The sequence below is a fragment of the Streptomyces sp. GL_141 genome (assembly GCF_057834385.1).
Map to the genome: position 1 here is coordinate 787,569 of NZ_CM174402.1, position 14,118 is coordinate 801,686.

Sequence of the window (14,118 nt, forward strand, 5' to 3'; positions counted from 1 at the left end):
GGCGGCAGTGCTCCTCGTAGGGTTCTGCTTTCCGGGCAAGGCTGCCGGCCGGGTGTCAACCCACCCGGCACCGCCAGGCCGCGCATGGGCGTGATCGTAGGCGGCGGCCCTCACGACCCCGTGAAAGGAATGCCGTGCATCTTCGTCTCCTGCTGGCCGGCACGACGCTCGCGTCAGCGCTGTGGTCCTCGGCAGCCGGTCAGCCGGTCGTCAGGGCGGTGGGGGAGTTCCGGTTCGCTTACACGATGCACGGCCACGGCGACTACACGGCGTCCCTGGTCGATCCCCGAGTGGGAGTGTGCATCGACGCCTCGATCGTCGCGGACGAGGCCCAGCCTCCGGACGCGGTGCAGGACGCCATGAACCACACGGACACCGAAGCCACGATGTACCAGGGCGCGTTCTGCTCCGGCGAGCGAGTGGCGATCGGCGCACGGACGGAGAACCACACGTTCCCCTTCAGGTCCGTGAGGTTCGGAGCGCCGCTCGATCCCGGTGCGATCCGGTCGGCAGCGCGGACTGCCGGATCCGCGTACCCCTGGAAGCACACCTCCGATGGGCCGTGTGGATCAGCGGCATTGACTCTTCCAGGGGCCGATCCCTCCTCGACGGCGAGCCCCTCTCGTGAAGAGGCCGCGGTGTTGGCTACGAAGGAGTCAGGCAGCGGAGAAGGTACCCGGGAGAGGTGAATGGAGCAGTCGCAGGCGGCCGAAGGTGCGGGGACGGGCCCTCCTCCCCTCTCGACCGACCGCAGACGCCTCCTCGCACTCGCCGTCGCGTCCCTGGGTGCCGCCCGCTTCCCTGGCGCCGCCGCCGTCGCGCACGCCGTCCCGCGCTGCGGCATCGACGTGGCGGCGGAGAACGCCCTCACCGGCACGGCCGACTGGCGCGTGACCCGTACGGGAGCGGCCGGGGACATCGAGGGCTTCGCCGGCCGGGTCAGCGTTCTGCCCGGCGAACCAGTCGACTTGCACGTATCGACCACCGCGACGAGCTACACCGTCTCCGCGTTCCGCATGGGCTGGTACGGCGGCACCCGGGGGCGCCTGGTGTGGCGGTCCTCGCCGCTGCCCGGAGCAGTGCAGCCTCGGGCCGTGACCGACGCCGAGACCCGCATGCCCCACGCCGACTGGCAGCCTTCTGCCCGGCTGGACACCGCCGAATGGCCCGAAGGGTGCTATCTCCTGCGCCTGGAAACCGGCGACGGCCGTGCGCAGCGATACGTGCCGCTCACCATCCGCTCGGCCTCCACCACCGGCCGCCTGGTGATCGTCAACTCCGTGGCGACCTGGCAGGCGTACAACCGCTGGGGCGGCGCCGACCTCTACAAGGGGACCACCGGGAAGAAGGCCTCGCGTTCGCTGGCCGTCTCCTTCGACCGCCCCTACGCCGGCGGCCGGGGATCCGGTCAGTTCCTCGTCTACGAAGCCCCGCTCGTCGCACTCGCCGAACGCATGGGCCTTGCCCTGGCCTACGCCACCGGACCCGACATCGCACGGGACCCGCAACTCCTGTGCGGGGCGGCCGCGATCCTCTCCCTGGGACACGACGAGTACTGGAGCCCGGAGCAACGGCTTCATGTGGCCGCAGCGCGAGACACCGGTACCAATCTGGCGGTCCTGGGCGCCAACTGCTGTTACCGCCGCATCCGCTACGAGCCCTCCCCGCTCGGCTCCCACCGGATCGTGGTCTGCTACAAGGACGACTACGCCCGGGACCCGGGCCACCAGCGCGGACTACCGCCGACCAACGACTTCCGGAGTTCCCCGGCGGCCGATGCCGAGAGCAAGCTTCTCGGAGTCATCTATTCCGGCTACCCGGTCGATGCCCCCTACGTCGTCACCCACCCCCACCACTGGCTGCTCGCGGGGACCGGTGCCCGGCTCGGCGAGTCCATCCCCCACCTCGTCGGGGTCGAGTACGACCGGGTCAACACCGGACATCCCACCCCGAGACCGATCGAGATCCTCTCGCACTCCCCGGTGGTGCGCAAAGGACGCCGGGCCCACGCGAACTCGGCCTACCTGACGCTGCCCGGCGGCGCAGGAGTCTTCGCCACCGGCACCATGCGCTGGGTCGAGGCACTGGACGCCGGCGGGCCCGGCGCGGCCCACCACGGCTTGGACGCGCGGGCCGGCACGTTCACCCGCGTCGTCACCGAGAACGTCCTGCGCGCCTTCGCGCAGGGCCCGGCCGGGACCTGCCGCCCGGCGGCCGACAACGTGGCCGACCACTACCCGGCAAGCCCGGCGGCCGCCACTCCCGCCCCGTAGTTCCCCCGGCCCGAACCCGGACTCCGCGAAGCGTGTACACCCCGAAAGGCCGTCATGCGCAGACTCCGTACCTCTCTCGTCGCCCTCTCCACCCTCGTCGCGCTCACCGCACTCGCCCCCGCCGCCCACCCCACATCCGCCCGCACACCGGGGGCCGGTACCAACATCCTCGTCGTCGGCATCGACAGTCGGGCAGGCCTGTCCAAGGCCGAGAAGAACCGCCTCAACGTCGGCGGCAAGGGGTGCAACTGCACCGACGTGATGATGCTCGTCCACGTGTCCGCCGACGAACGGCGCGCCAGTGTCGTCTCCATCCCCCGTGATTCCTACGTCACGTACCCCGAGGACAAGACGCCCGCTCGCTCAGGCAAGATCAATGGCGCCTATGCCATCGGTGGGGCCGCCCTCACGATCCGCACCGTCGAAAAGGTCACGGGCCTGCGCGTCGACCACTACCTCGAAACCGGATTCACCGGCTTCGAACAGGCGGTCAACTCCCTCGGCGGTGCGGTCATCTGCACCGACAAGCCCCTCCAGGACGTCAACTCCGGCCTCGATGTCACCGCCGGCGTCCACGAGGTGGACGGCCGGGGCAGCCTCCGCTACGTCCGCGCCCGCCACATCAACCACCCCGGCGATCTCGGCCGCGTCCGACGGCAGCAGCGCTTCACCACCGACCTCCTTGCACGCCTGACCGCCCGTGATGCCCTCTCCGGCCCCCTCGCCGCCGCACGGACCGCGCGCTCCCTGCTGAAGTCCGTCCGTACCGACCCCGGGACCAGCTTGGAGGATCTGGTCCGCATCGGTTGGGCCCTGGGCCGGCTGAAGCCCAGCCAGAGGGAGTTCGCCACCGTCCCGATCAGCGTGTTCGACCACCGGGTCCCGGGAGTCGGCTCGACGCTGCTGTGGGATGCAACCCGCTCCGACGCACTGTGGTCCGCCCTCGCCGCGGACAAGCCCATCACAGGCGACACCCGCATCCAGCCGGCGTCCGGTACGCCCGCCAGACCGGAAAAGGTGCAAGCCCGCGTAGACGACGCCGCTGTGGCGCCGGCTCTGCGAGCCGCCGGTTTCCAAGTCACCGACACCTCCGCGACGGCACCGGCCACGCGCCCCGCCGGCCCGCCCGTCATCCGTTACGCCCCGGGCGCCGAATACGGCGCGATCACCCTCGCCACTGCCCTTCCGGGAGCCCGTCTCGAACGTGTTGCCGGACATGACGCGATGTTCGACGTCGCGCTCGGCACCAGCCCGGTGACTGTCCAGAAGGTCCACTACGACCGCAACACCATCGAAGGCTCCCCTGCGGCCGGTCACCAACTGGGCTGCATGGACGGACGGCTTTGACGCTCCGTCCGGCTCCACGTCCGGGTTCCGATCCTCCCACTGCCTTTCAGCGTTCTCGCGAGGCCCCGCCCAACGCCCCTGTTCGTACGTAGCGGCGGTACCTAGCCCCTGTACGTCTCCAGCAGTCGCAGCCAGACCTCGCTGATCGTCGGGAACGACGGGACCGCGTGCCACAGCCGGTCGACGGGCACCTCGCCCGCGACCGCGATGGTCGCCGCGTGCAAGAGCTCGGCGGCGCCCGGCCCGACGAAGGTGACGCCGAGCAGGATCTCGCGGTCCAGGTCCACCACCATGCGGGCCCGGCCGCGGTAGCCGTCGGCGTACAGGCCCGCTCCGGAGACCTTGCCGAGGTCGTAATCCACGGCCCGGACCCGGTGGCCGGCGCGCTCCGCCTCCGCCAGGGTCAGGCCCACGGACGCGGCCTCCGGGTCGGTGAAGACGGCCTGCGGGAGGGCGTCCGTGTCCGCGGTCGCCACGTGCGCGCCCCAGCGGCCGGTGTCGAGCGGGGCGTTGCCCGCCGCCCGGGCGGCGATGACGGAGCCCGCGATCCGGGCCTGGTACTTCCCCTGGTGGGTGAGCAGCGCCCGGTGGTTCACGTCGCCGACCGCGTACAGCCAGTCGATCCCCGGAACCCGGCAGCTGTCGTCCACCCCGATCCACCCGCCCGGCGCGAGCCCGACGGTGTCCAGCCCGATGTCCTCGGTGCGCGGGGTGCGCCCCGTCGCCATCAGCAGCTCGTCGCCCTCCAGCGTCTCGCCGCCTTCGAGCACCACGGTGACGGGCCCGGTCGAGCCGTCCCGTGCGACGGACTCGACGGCCACCCCCGTACGGACCACCGCGCCCGCCTCGCGCAGCGCCTCGGCGACCAGTTCCCCGGCGAAGGGCTCCATGCGCGGCAGCAGCCCGGAACCCCGTACGAGCAGGGTCACCTCGGAGCCGAGGGCCTGCCAGGCCGTGGCCATCTCCACGGCCACCACCGACCCGCCGACGATCAGCAGCCGGCCCGGCGCCGCCTGCGCCGACGTGGCCTCGCGGCTGGTCCACGGCCGGGCGTCCGCGAGCCCCGGCAGCTCCGGGATCACGGCCCGGGTGCCGGTCGCGACGACGACCGCGTGCCGGGCGGAGAGCACGTGGTGCTCCCCCTCCGGGCTGGTGACCGCGACCTTGCGGACCCCGTACAGCCGCCCGTGGCCCCGGTACACGTGGGCGCCGACCGACTCCAGCCAGTCGACCTGCCCGTCGTCCTTCCAGTTCCCCGTCCAGTAGTCCCGGTGCGCGAACACCGCTTCCGCGTCCAGCGGACCGGCCGCGGACCCCGCGAGACCGGGCACCCGGCGCGCGTCGGCCCGGGCCAGCACCGGGCGCAGCAGCGCCTTGCTGGGGATGCAGGCCCAGTACGAGCACTCGCCGCCCACCAGCTCGCTCTCGACCAGCGCCGTGCTCAGCCCGGCGGCGCGGGTCCGGTCCACGACATTCTCTCCGGCCGGCCCCCCGCCGAGGACGATTACGTCGTACTCCACCGCTTCAGTCATGCGGTCCAGTCTCACCGCCCGGCGGGGGCCCGTCACGTAATCAGGCGTCCGGCGTGCCGGGCTCCTCGGCCGTGGCGCCGGCGGCGCCGCCCTGCTCGGCGGCGATCTTCGTGCGCACCTCGTCCATGTCGAGGGCCCGGGCCTGGGCGATGAGGTCCGTCAGCGCCGCCTCGGGCAGCGCGCCGGGCTGCGAGAAGATCGCGACCTGATCCCGGACGATCATGAGGGTCGGGATCGAGCTGATCTGGAAGGCGGCGGCCAGCTCCTGCTGCGCCTCGGTGTCCACCTTGGCGAAGAGCAGGTCGGGATTGGCCCCGGCGGCCTTCTCGTAGACCGGGGCGAACTGCAGGCAGGGACGGCACCAGCCCGCCCAGAAGTCGATCAGGACGAACGAGTTCTCGCTCACCGTCCGGTCGAAGTTCTCCTTGGTGAGTTCGACAGTAGCCACGGTTTTCCAGACCTCCAGAGTGCTGTGCTGCTTGTTTTCCCTGAACGAACGACCGGCTCGAAGCATTCCTGGCCGCGCAGTATGCGCACCATGCACACAATGGGCCCATGACGCCGAGGCCGGGGCCTCCGGGGAGACTCCCTGGATCCGGGGAGCCCTCTAGAACGGATGGCCGCCCGGGGTGGCTCGGAGCGTGGTCCAGCGCAGCTCGGTGAAGGCGTCGAGGTTCGCCTCGCCGCCGAAGCGGGCGCCGGTGCCGGACGCGCCGACGCCGCCGAAGGGGGCCACGGCCTCGTCGTTCACCGTCTGGTCGTTGACGTGCGCGATCCCGACCGGGATACGCCCCGCCAGCTCCAGCCCGCGCGCCGCGTCGCCGGTCACGATCCCGAGGGAGAGCCCGTAGGGGCCGGCGGAGGCCAGCTCCACGGCCTCGTCCTCCGTCGCGAAGGACCGTACGGGCGCCACCGGCCCGAAGACCTCCTCCGCGTAGGCGGGGCTGTCGTCGCCCGCACCCGCCAGCACCGTCGGCCGGTAGAAGAGGTCCTGGTGGGCGCCGCCCGTGACGAGTTTGGCGCCCTGCGCGGTGCTGGCCTCCACCAGGCCGTGGACCCGGTCCAGCTGGGACCGGTCGATGAGCGGCCCCAGGTGCACCCGCTCGCGGTACGGGTCCCCGACCGCGAGCTCGTCCGCGCGCGCGGCGAGCCGCTCCACGTACTCGTCGTAGAGCGAGGCGTGCACGAGGTGGCGGCCTGCCGTCATGCAGATCTGGCCCTGATGGAAGAAGGAGCCCCAGGACGCCTGCGCGACGGCCGCCCCGACGTCGGCGTCACGGAGCACGACGAGCGCCGAGTTTCCGCCCAACTCCAGGTGGGCGCGCTTGAGGTGACGCCCCGCCAGCTCACCGACGGCCCGGCCGCTCGCGGTGGACCCGGTGAACGACACGACCCTGACCAGGGGATCGGCGACCACGGCCGCGCCCGTCTGCGCGCCGCCGGGCAGGACGTGCAGCAGCCCGCCCGGCAGGCCGGCCGCCGCGAAGACGGCGGCGAGGGCGAGCCCGCCGCTGACGGCGGTCCGGCGGTCCGGCTTGAGGAGCACCGCGTTGCCGAGGGCGAGCGCGGGCGCGACCGAGCGGATCGAGAGGATCAGCGGCGCGTTGAAGGGCGCCACCACCCCCACCACACCGACGGGTTCGCGGCGCGTGAAGGACAGCCGCGGGGCCTCGCTCGGCAGCACCTGCCCGGCCGGACGCGAGGCGAGGGCCGCGGCCTCGTAGCACTCCTGCGCGGCGACGTGCAGCTCGAAGTCGGCCTTGCCGGGGATGGATCCGGACTCGCGGACCAGCCAGTCGCGCAGCTCCTCCGCGTGGGCGGCAAACAGGTCACCGGCCCGGCGCAGCACGGCCGCCCGCTCCATGTGGGTGGCCCGCGCCCAGTCCCGCTGGGCCGCGCGGGCCCGTACGGCGACCTCCGCCACATCGGCCGGGGCGGCCAGGTCGATGGTCGCGAGGGTCTGGCCGGTGGCGGGTTCGAGGACCGGAGCGGTGCCTCCGGTGAGGGTGGGTCCGTCCTGCCAGAGCGTCGGATCGAGGAACGGCATGGCGCAGGGCCTCCGGATGCGGGGAGCGTGGCGGGGGGGTGGCGGCAGCACGCGCCATCGTGCCACCCCACCGCATCGGAGGCATCAATTCTCCTCCCCTACCGAGCAGTTGCCGCCCGACTATGACCGGAAACGATCGACCGGACGGAGTCGGGGTCAGCGCTCCAGAACGAGGGCGATCCCCTGCCCCACCCCGATGCAGAGGGCCGCGATCCCGGTACCGGATCCGGCCGCCGCGAGCTGGTGGGCCACCGAACCGGCCAGCCGGGCGCCCGAGGCACCGAGCGGGTGCCCGATCGCGATGGCCCCGCCGCGCGGGTTGACCACGGCCGGATCCAGCTCGGGCCAGGCGGCCAGGCACCCCAACGCCTGCGCCGCGAAAGCCTCGTTGAGTTCGAAGGCGGCGAGATCGGCGAAACCGCGGCCGGCCTTGGCGAGCGCCCGCTCGACGGCGTCCACCGGCCCCAGGCCGAAGAGCTGGGGCTCGATCCCGGTGACGGCCGAAGCGCTGATCCGGGCCAGCGGCTCCCGCCCGGTGGCGGCGAGGCCCTCCTCGTCCGTCAACAGCAGTGCGGCGGCACCGTCGTTGAGCGGCGAGGCGTTGCCCGCCGTGACCGTGCCGGTGCCGTCGCTGCGGAAGGCGGGCTTCAGACGGGCGAGCGCCTCCGGGCCGGAACCCTCGCGGATGCACTCGTCGCGCAGCAGATCCACGCCCGCGTACGGGACCACCTCGGCGTCGTACCGGCCTGCGGCCCAGGCGGCCGCGGCCTTGCGGTGGCTCTCCAGCGCGAAGGCGTCCTGCGCCTCGCGGGTGATGCCGTGCTTGTCGGCGACGAGCTCGGCGCCCTCACCGAGGGACCCGGCCCACTCCGCGGGCATCCGGGGGTTGGTCATCCGCCAGCCGAGCGTGGTGGACCACATCTGCTGGTGCCCGGCCGGGAAGGCGCGCTCCGGCTTCTGCACCACCCAGGGGGCCCGGCTCATGGACTCGACACCGCCCGCGATGGCGACGGAGGCGTCGCCGAGCGCGATGGCGCGGGCCGCCTGGACGACGGCTTCGAGCCCGGAGCCGCAGAGGCGGTTGACGGTGACCCCCGGAACGGTCACGGGGAGCCCGGCGAGCAGCACCGCCATGCGGGCCACGTCGCGGTTGTCCTCGCCCGCGCCGTTGGCGTCCCCGAAGACGACGTCGTCGATGCGGGCCGGGTCCAGTGCGGGCGTACGGTCCACGAGCGCGCGCACCACGTGGGCGGCCAGGTCGTCGGGGCGGACCCCGGCGAGGGCGCCGCCGAACTTCCCGATCGGGGTGCGGACGGCGTCGACGACATAGACGTCGCGGACGGTACGGATGCTCATGGAGTCCCTCCGGAGCGAACGGGAGGCGGCGCGGCACACCGACACCGCTGTCCGGTCCGGCGCACGCTCCGCCCGCGCCCGGGTGGGGCGCGCCCGAAGTCTCCGTCGCCCCGACCTCGCTGTCAACGGCCCCCGGCCCTCACCGGGGCCCGGACCTGCGCCTGCCGTACGTCCGAGCCGGCGGGCCGGATTGCCCGTCGGGCCATTTCAGCCCCGCCGGCCTTGGAGGCGCGGGGTCCGGGGCGGAGCCCCAGCAGCCCGGGCGCAGCCCCGGGCCGTCACCCGCGCGACGAGCCGGCAGCCGGGTCAGATCCGCAGCCCGCCGGAGCAGAGCGGCACGGCAGGCTCAGGTCGAGTCCCGCGGCACCGCCACCGCCGCCATCAGGTCGTGCCTGCGCACCGCCGCCGCGGGCTCCCGTACCGCCTCGTCCACCAGCGCCGCCAGCCGCTCGCCCGTCGGCATCTCGATCTGCACCGTGCTGAGCCTCGGCCGCAGCAGCCGTCCGATGAGCAGATCGTCCGCGCCCATGACGGCCACGTCCTGCGGCACCCGCAGGCCCACGTCCTGGAAGGCCCGCATCAGCAGCATCGCGTACTCGTCGTTGTAGGCGAACGCCGCGTCCAGGCCCAGGGGCCCCCACCGTTCCGCCAGCTCCGCCGCCGACTCCTCCGAGTAGGCCATCCGCAGGGGCACGATCTCCGCTTCCGCCACGGACCGCGCGCCCTCCAGCCGGGGCGTGGAGAAGAGACCCAGCCCCTCCTCCTGCGGAACGACCACGCCGATCCGCCGCCGGCCCCGCGCCACCAGGTGCTCGGCCGCCCGCGCGCCGACCTCGGCCTGGTCCATGAGCAGCGCGTGCGCCCCCGGAACGGCTTGCGGCCCCATCGTCAGCACCGCGCGCGCCCCGGCCCGCTTGAGCGTGGCCACGTTGTGCGCGGACAGGGCGATCTCCCCGAGGGAGAGCACCGCGACCGGACGCAGTTCGGCCCAGGCCCGCGCGGCCTCGTCACCGGTGAGACCGAGGCTGCCGTACTGGACCACCGTGTAGTCCAGGCCGCGCAGCGCCCACTGGAGCTCGTTGAGGAAGGTGCTGTACAGCGGGCCGATCGGCACGTGCGAGGTGGGCAGCAGCACGATGCGCGTGTGCCCGGCGCGCAGACTGCGGGCGGCCGCGTGGGGGACGTAGCCGAGCTCCTCGGCGGCCTCGCGCACCTTGCGGCGGGTCGGCTCGCTGATGCGTACGGCCTCCGCGTTGTTCAGGACGTACGAGACCGTCGCGCGCGACACTCCGGCGAGACGGGCCACGTCCGCGCTGGTCGGGACGGGCACCGGCGACGGGGACGGCGGCGTGGGAGGCTTCGGCGGCTTCGATGACTGAGACATTGCCGTGGCATCTTTCCAGACCGTTTGTACCCAGGGGCTAGCGGATGGCCGGAAACCAATGCTACACAGTGGTTACACGATTCACTGACACGTGTAACCACGGCGTCACCCGAGCTTCATCAAAGGTGTCTCCCCACGTGCCCGTGCCGTGCCCCGTCGTGCCGCCGCCCTGCCGTGTTCCGTCGCACCCCCGCCGTCGCGACAGGGCGGCGCGCACTCCTCCCCACACCCCTCAGTGCACCCCTCCGTCTCCCTCGCCCCTTACCAAACTGCCCAGGAGGGCACCGTGGCCCTTTCCTCCCCCGGCACCGGCACCGCCGCCGCCACCACCGACGCTCCCGCCCCCCGGCGCGGCCTGCTCCCCTTGCTGCTCGTCGGCAACGGCGCCATGTACGCCCTCTACATCGGCGTCGCCGGCGTACTCCTCGCCCTCCAGGTCGAAGACATCGACGCCGCGAACAAGGTCGCCAATTTCGGCCTGATCGCGGGGGTCTCCGCGATCTTCGCGACGGTCTTCAACCCGGTCGCCGGCGCCCTGTCCGACCGCAGCGGACGGCGCAACCCCTGGATCCTGGGCGGTGGACTCGCCGCGATACCGGCGATGTTCCTGCTCGGCGCCGCGGACACGATCCTCCTCATCACCATCGCCTGGTGCCTCGGCCAGGCCGTGATGAACATCTACCAGGCCGCCATCACCTCCGTGGTCCCCGACCGGGTGCCCATGAGCGCCCGCGGCAAGGCCTCCGCGGCCGTCGGCCTCGGCCTGCCGCTGGGCTCGACCGTCGGCGCCCTGATCGGCGCGGCCTTCTCGGACGACTACCGCACCGGGTACCTGGTCTTCGGCGCGATCGTCGCCGGCGCCGCCGTCCTGTTCACCACCTGCACCCGCGAGGAACGGCGCCCGGCCAAGCCCTCCATGCCGGTCAAGGCGCAGCTGGCCGCGTTCGCCAGCGCCCTGAAGGACCACGACTTCCGCTGGGCGTTCATCGGGCGGGCCCTGCTGGTCCTCGGCTACTTCGCGGTGAGCGGCTACCAGCTGTACATCCTCCAGGACCACACCGTGCTGCCCGAGGGCATGAAGCCGGAGGCGGCGGTGGCCATCATGATGCCGCTGACGAGCGTGGCGATGGTCGTCTCCACCGTCCTCGGCGGCTGGCTCTCGGACAAGTACGACCGCCGCAAGCTCTTCGTCGGCGCCTCCGCCCTGCTGTCCGCCGTCGCGCTGGTGATCCCGGCCCTGTCGACCAGCTGGACGGCCATGCTGGCCTTCGCCGTGATCAACGGCCTCGCGTTCGGCTGCTACATGGCCGTGGACACCGCGCTGGTGACGATGGTGCTCCCCAAGGCCGAGGACGCCGCCCGCGACATGGGCGTGCTCAACATCGCCAACGCCGGCCCGCAGATCGTCGCCCCCTTCATCGCCTCGGTGATCGTGTCCCTGAGCGGCGGCTACACGGCCCTGTTCATCGTGGCCGCCGTCCTGGCGGTGGCCGGCGCCCTGGCGGTCAAGCCGATCCGCAGCGTCCGCTAGCCGAGGCGGTGGCCGCACCCCGAGCTCCCTCCCCTTCCTCACCCCTGACACCGAAAGGCACCACCGTGCAGCTCCACACCCACACCTGGGGCGAAGGCGACCGCATCGCCCTCCTGATCCACGGGATCATGGCCGACCACCGGACCTGGCGCCGGGTCGGTCCCGCCCTCGCCGAGCGCGGCTACCGCGCCATCGCCGTGGACCTGCGCGGCCACGGCGCCAGCGGCCGGGGCGAGTACAGCCCGGAAGCCTTCGCCGACGACGTGGTCGAAACGCTCCCGGCCGGCGCCGAACTCGCCATCGGTCACTCCCTCGGCGGCCTGACCCTCTCGAAGGCCGTCGACCGCCTGAAGCCGAAGCGCGCCGTGTTCTCCGACCCGGCCTGGCACCTGGCGGAGCTCGGCGAGGGCTTCGGGCCCGAGATGTTCGCCCAGTTCAAGTCCGCGCCCAAGGAGCAGATCCAGGCGATGAACCCGCGCTGGGAGGAGGCCGACGTGGACGTCGAACTGGCCACCCTGGCCGTCTGGGACGAAGCGACCGCCCTGAGCCTGACTCCGCTGATGGGCACGGACCTGCTGCCGGCCGCGCCGGTGGTCCCGTCCCTCGTGCAGCTGGCGGACCCGAGCTTCCTGATCTCGCCGGAGCGCGCGACGGTCCTCAAGGAGCGCGGCTTCGAGGTCCGCTCGGTGACCGGCGCCGGCCACACCATCCACCGCGACGACTTCGACGGCTTCATGGCATCGCTGGAGGGCTGGATCTGAGGTCCGGCGCAGACCTCCCGCCCTCGCGGCTGAGCCCTCCGTTCAGCCGGGAGGGCGGGAGGCTCGGCCTCGGCAGCACGAGCAGGGCGCGACCACAACACCCCTTACTGCTTAACTCGGTTGCATGATCATCAGGACACTCATCGACCACACAGGACGACTCCTGACGCACGAGCGGCGGCAGTTGGCGAGCCTCGGCTTATGGATGACTCGGCGCACACACGGGGTGAGGGGCCCGGACGTCGCCGTCGGCTATGCGCGGGCCCAGGCGCCGACGGCGTACGGATTGGTGTTCTTCTTCGTGGTCGAGACGGTCGGCGTGTCCATCATGCTCGCCCCGTATCCGGTCGCCCACATGATCATGCTGCCCGTAGATCTCTACACGGTGCTGCTCGCACTCGGGCTGCACGCCGCCGCCGTTACGCGGCCTCACGTCGTGGGACCGGGTGCGGTGCGGATACGCCGCGGCGCACGGCTCGACCTGCTCATACCGTTGGAGCACATCTCGTCCGCCCGGTACGACCTTCGTTTCCCGAACGGGAACAAGACCGAGGACGGCGTGTTGGACGTGGCCATCGCTTCGCAGACCTCGATCACCGTCGAACTGTCCCGCCCGGTCACCCACGTGAGCTTCTTGGGTCGGCGCAGGACGATTCACGCGGTCCACTGGCACGCCGACGACCCCCGGGCCGCCGTCGCGGCGATCAAGGACCTCCTGCCGAGCGACCGGTGACCTCAACCCACCGTCCCCCCAAATCCGCCGTCGCCCGCGTCAGTCGAGGACTGCCGTGGCTTCGACCTCGACCAGGAGATCGGGCTCCGCCAGGGCCGCGACACCCAGCAGGGTGATCGGCTTGACGGGGTCGACGCCCAGCTTGGCAGCGGCCCGCGTCACGCCCTCGCCCAGGAGCGGCATCTTCTCAGGGCTCCAGTCGACGACGTAGACGGTCAACTTCGCCACGTCGTCGAAGGATCCGCCGATCTCGGCCAGGGCGGTCCCGATGTTGAGGTAGCACTGCTCGACCTGAGCGGCGAGATCCCCTGCACCCACCTGGCCTCCCTCCGCATCGCGCGCGACCTGACCTGCGAGGAACACCAGCTGCGACCCGCTCGCTATCGACAGTTGGCGGTACACGTCGGGCTTCGGCAGTCCGTTGGGATTGACCAGCTTCACGGTCATGACAGCTCCTTGTCGTCGGGGCGCAGGTTCCGGCGCCTCCTCAAACCATAGCGCTGCTATGTATTGTGTGGGCATGGCACGAACGAAAGACTCGGCGATCCGCTCCCTCCTGATCGAGCGGGCCGCGATGATGCTGCGCACCCGTCAGCCGGTCACCCTCCGTTCGCTCGTGGCCGGTACCGGCGTATCGACGATGGCCGTCTACACCTACTTCGGAGGCATGGACGGCCTGTGGACGGCCATGCGCCAGGAAGGCTTCAAGCTGCTGGCAGCCAGGCTCGACGCGGTGTCGATGTCCGCGGATCCGGTACGGGACCTGGCCGCCCTCGGAGCCGCCTACGTGGCCAACGCCCTCGCCGCCCCCGACCTCTACCGGGTCATGTTCGACGCCGGTTTCGCGCTCGAAGACGCCAAGGCCGCGGACGAGACGCTGCATTGCCTGGTCCGCGCCGTCGAACGCGCCAAGGCGGACGGCCGCTTCCACCTCGACGTCGACCCCCTGACCCTGGCGACGAACAGCTGGGTGATCGGCCACGGGCTCGCGTCCCTGGTCGCGACCGGCCCGCTGCCCCACCAGGTCCTCGCCCAGGGCGTACCCATGCTGACCGCACTGTTCACGAGCTCCGGCGACACGGCCGAGCGGTGCCGCCGCTCCGTGGAGCAGGGCTGGCACACGACGCTCGCCCCCACCCCGGACGGCCTCTAGG

13 protein-coding genes are annotated in these 14,118 nt (G+C 72.2%); 7 read left to right on the forward strand and 6 right to left on the reverse strand.

The window, feature by feature from the left end; genetic code table 11:
• Positions 1–134: 134 nt before the first annotated feature.
• The 3 genes from AC3IX6_RS03410 to AC3IX6_RS03420 are packed head-to-tail and all read left to right on the forward strand — an operon-like array spanning position 135 to position 3,620.
• A complete protein-coding gene (locus AC3IX6_RS03410; protein WP_489368711.1) occupies positions 135–689 on the forward strand; it encodes a hypothetical protein in 555 nt (184 codons plus the stop codon).
• The gene (locus AC3IX6_RS03415; protein ID WP_489368712.1) at positions 690–2,273 is read left to right on the forward strand and encodes a N,N-dimethylformamidase beta subunit family domain-containing protein; all 1,584 of its coding nucleotides are present in this window, start codon (positions 690–692) and stop codon (positions 2,271–2,273) included. It begins immediately after the preceding gene.
• 54 nt (positions 2,274–2,327) lie between these two features.
• Positions 2,328–3,620, forward strand: a complete 1,293-nt coding sequence (locus AC3IX6_RS03420) for an LCP family protein (protein ID WP_489368713.1) — start codon at positions 2,328–2,330, stop codon at positions 3,618–3,620.
• A 101-nt stretch (positions 3,621–3,721) separates the two neighbouring features.
• Here AC3IX6_RS03420 and AC3IX6_RS03425 read toward each other — a convergent pair whose 3' ends face one another.
• From AC3IX6_RS03425 to AC3IX6_RS03445, 5 genes are all read right to left on the reverse strand, one after another.
• Entirely contained in the window at positions 3,722–5,152 is a 1,431-nt protein-coding gene (locus AC3IX6_RS03425) for a dihydrolipoyl dehydrogenase family protein (RefSeq protein WP_489368714.1), read from the reverse strand.
• A 40-nt stretch (positions 5,153–5,192) separates the two neighbouring features.
• On the reverse strand, positions 5,193–5,600 hold the full coding sequence (locus AC3IX6_RS03430) for a thioredoxin family protein (protein ID WP_489368715.1): 408 nt from the start codon (positions 5,598–5,600) through the stop codon (positions 5,193–5,195).
• Positions 5,601–5,759: 159 nt separating this feature from the next.
• Positions 5,760–7,199, reverse strand: coding sequence for an aldehyde dehydrogenase family protein (locus tag AC3IX6_RS03435; RefSeq protein WP_489368716.1), 1,440 nt, complete (start codon positions 7,197–7,199; stop codon positions 5,760–5,762).
• Positions 7,200–7,355: 156 nt separating this feature from the next.
• Entirely contained in the window at positions 7,356–8,555 is a 1,200-nt protein-coding gene (locus AC3IX6_RS03440) for a thiolase family protein (protein WP_489368717.1), read from the reverse strand.
• 346 nt (positions 8,556–8,901) lie between these two features.
• Complete coding sequence (locus AC3IX6_RS03445; protein WP_489368718.1) at positions 8,902–9,939, reverse strand: LacI family DNA-binding transcriptional regulator; 1,038 nt, start codon at positions 9,937–9,939, stop codon at positions 8,902–8,904.
• A gap of 286 nt (positions 9,940–10,225) precedes the next feature.
• Here AC3IX6_RS03445 and AC3IX6_RS03450 point away from each other — a divergent pair, with 286 nt between their 5' ends.
• From AC3IX6_RS03450 to AC3IX6_RS03460, 3 genes are all read left to right on the forward strand, one after another.
• On the forward strand, positions 10,226–11,470 hold the full coding sequence (locus AC3IX6_RS03450; RefSeq protein WP_489368719.1) for an MFS transporter: 1,245 nt from the start codon (positions 10,226–10,228) through the stop codon (positions 11,468–11,470).
• Between the two features lie 65 nt (positions 11,471–11,535).
• Positions 11,536–12,231 (forward strand): alpha/beta fold hydrolase, encoded by a 696-nt coding sequence (locus AC3IX6_RS03455; protein ID WP_489368720.1) that lies wholly within the window; start codon positions 11,536–11,538, stop codon positions 12,229–12,231.
• 205 nt (positions 12,232–12,436) lie between these two features.
• Positions 12,437–12,964 (forward strand): hypothetical protein, encoded by a 528-nt coding sequence (locus tag AC3IX6_RS03460; protein ID WP_489368722.1) that lies wholly within the window; start codon positions 12,437–12,439, stop codon positions 12,962–12,964.
• Between the two features lie 39 nt (positions 12,965–13,003).
• Here AC3IX6_RS03460 and AC3IX6_RS03465 read toward each other — a convergent pair whose 3' ends face one another.
• Positions 13,004–13,411, reverse strand: coding sequence for a RidA family protein (locus AC3IX6_RS03465; protein WP_489368723.1), 408 nt, complete (start codon positions 13,409–13,411; stop codon positions 13,004–13,006).
• A gap of 73 nt (positions 13,412–13,484) precedes the next feature.
• Here AC3IX6_RS03465 and AC3IX6_RS03470 point away from each other — a divergent pair, with 73 nt between their 5' ends.
• Positions 13,485–14,117 carry a TetR/AcrR family transcriptional regulator gene (locus tag AC3IX6_RS03470; protein ID WP_489368724.1) on the forward strand — a complete coding sequence of 211 codons (633 nt, stop codon included), beginning with the start codon at positions 13,485–13,487 and terminating at the stop codon, positions 14,115–14,117.
• The last annotated feature ends 1 nt before the right edge of the window (position 14,118 follow it).

What these genes read in the sequence shown, in the direction of transcription:
- AC3IX6_RS03415 (WP_489368712.1), top strand. Translation starts at nt 690, where the DNA reads ATGGAGCAGTCGCAGGCGGCCGAAGGTGCGGGGACGGGCCCTCCTCCC.
- AC3IX6_RS03420 (WP_489368713.1), top strand. Translation starts at nt 2,328, where the DNA reads ATGCGCAGACTCCGTACCTCTCTCGTCGCCCTCTCCACCCTCGTCGCG.
- AC3IX6_RS03425 (WP_489368714.1), bottom strand. Translation starts at nt 5,152, where the DNA reads ATGACTGAAGCGGTGGAGTACGACGTAATCGTCCTCGGCGGGGGGCCG.
- AC3IX6_RS03435 (WP_489368716.1), bottom strand. Translation starts at nt 7,199, where the DNA reads ATGCCGTTCCTCGATCCGACGCTCTGGCAGGACGGACCCACCCTCACC.
- AC3IX6_RS03440 (WP_489368717.1), bottom strand. Translation starts at nt 8,555, where the DNA reads ATGAGCATCCGTACCGTCCGCGACGTCTATGTCGTCGACGCCGTCCGC.
- AC3IX6_RS03445 (WP_489368718.1), bottom strand. Translation starts at nt 9,939, where the DNA reads ATGTCTCAGTCATCGAAGCCGCCGAAGCCTCCCACGCCGCCGTCCCCG.
- AC3IX6_RS03460 (WP_489368722.1), top strand. Translation starts at nt 12,437, where the DNA reads ATGACTCGGCGCACACACGGGGTGAGGGGCCCGGACGTCGCCGTCGGC.
- AC3IX6_RS03465 (WP_489368723.1), bottom strand. Translation starts at nt 13,411, where the DNA reads ATGACCGTGAAGCTGGTCAATCCCAACGGACTGCCGAAGCCCGACGTG.
- AC3IX6_RS03470 (WP_489368724.1), top strand. Translation starts at nt 13,485, where the DNA reads ATGGCACGAACGAAAGACTCGGCGATCCGCTCCCTCCTGATCGAGCGG.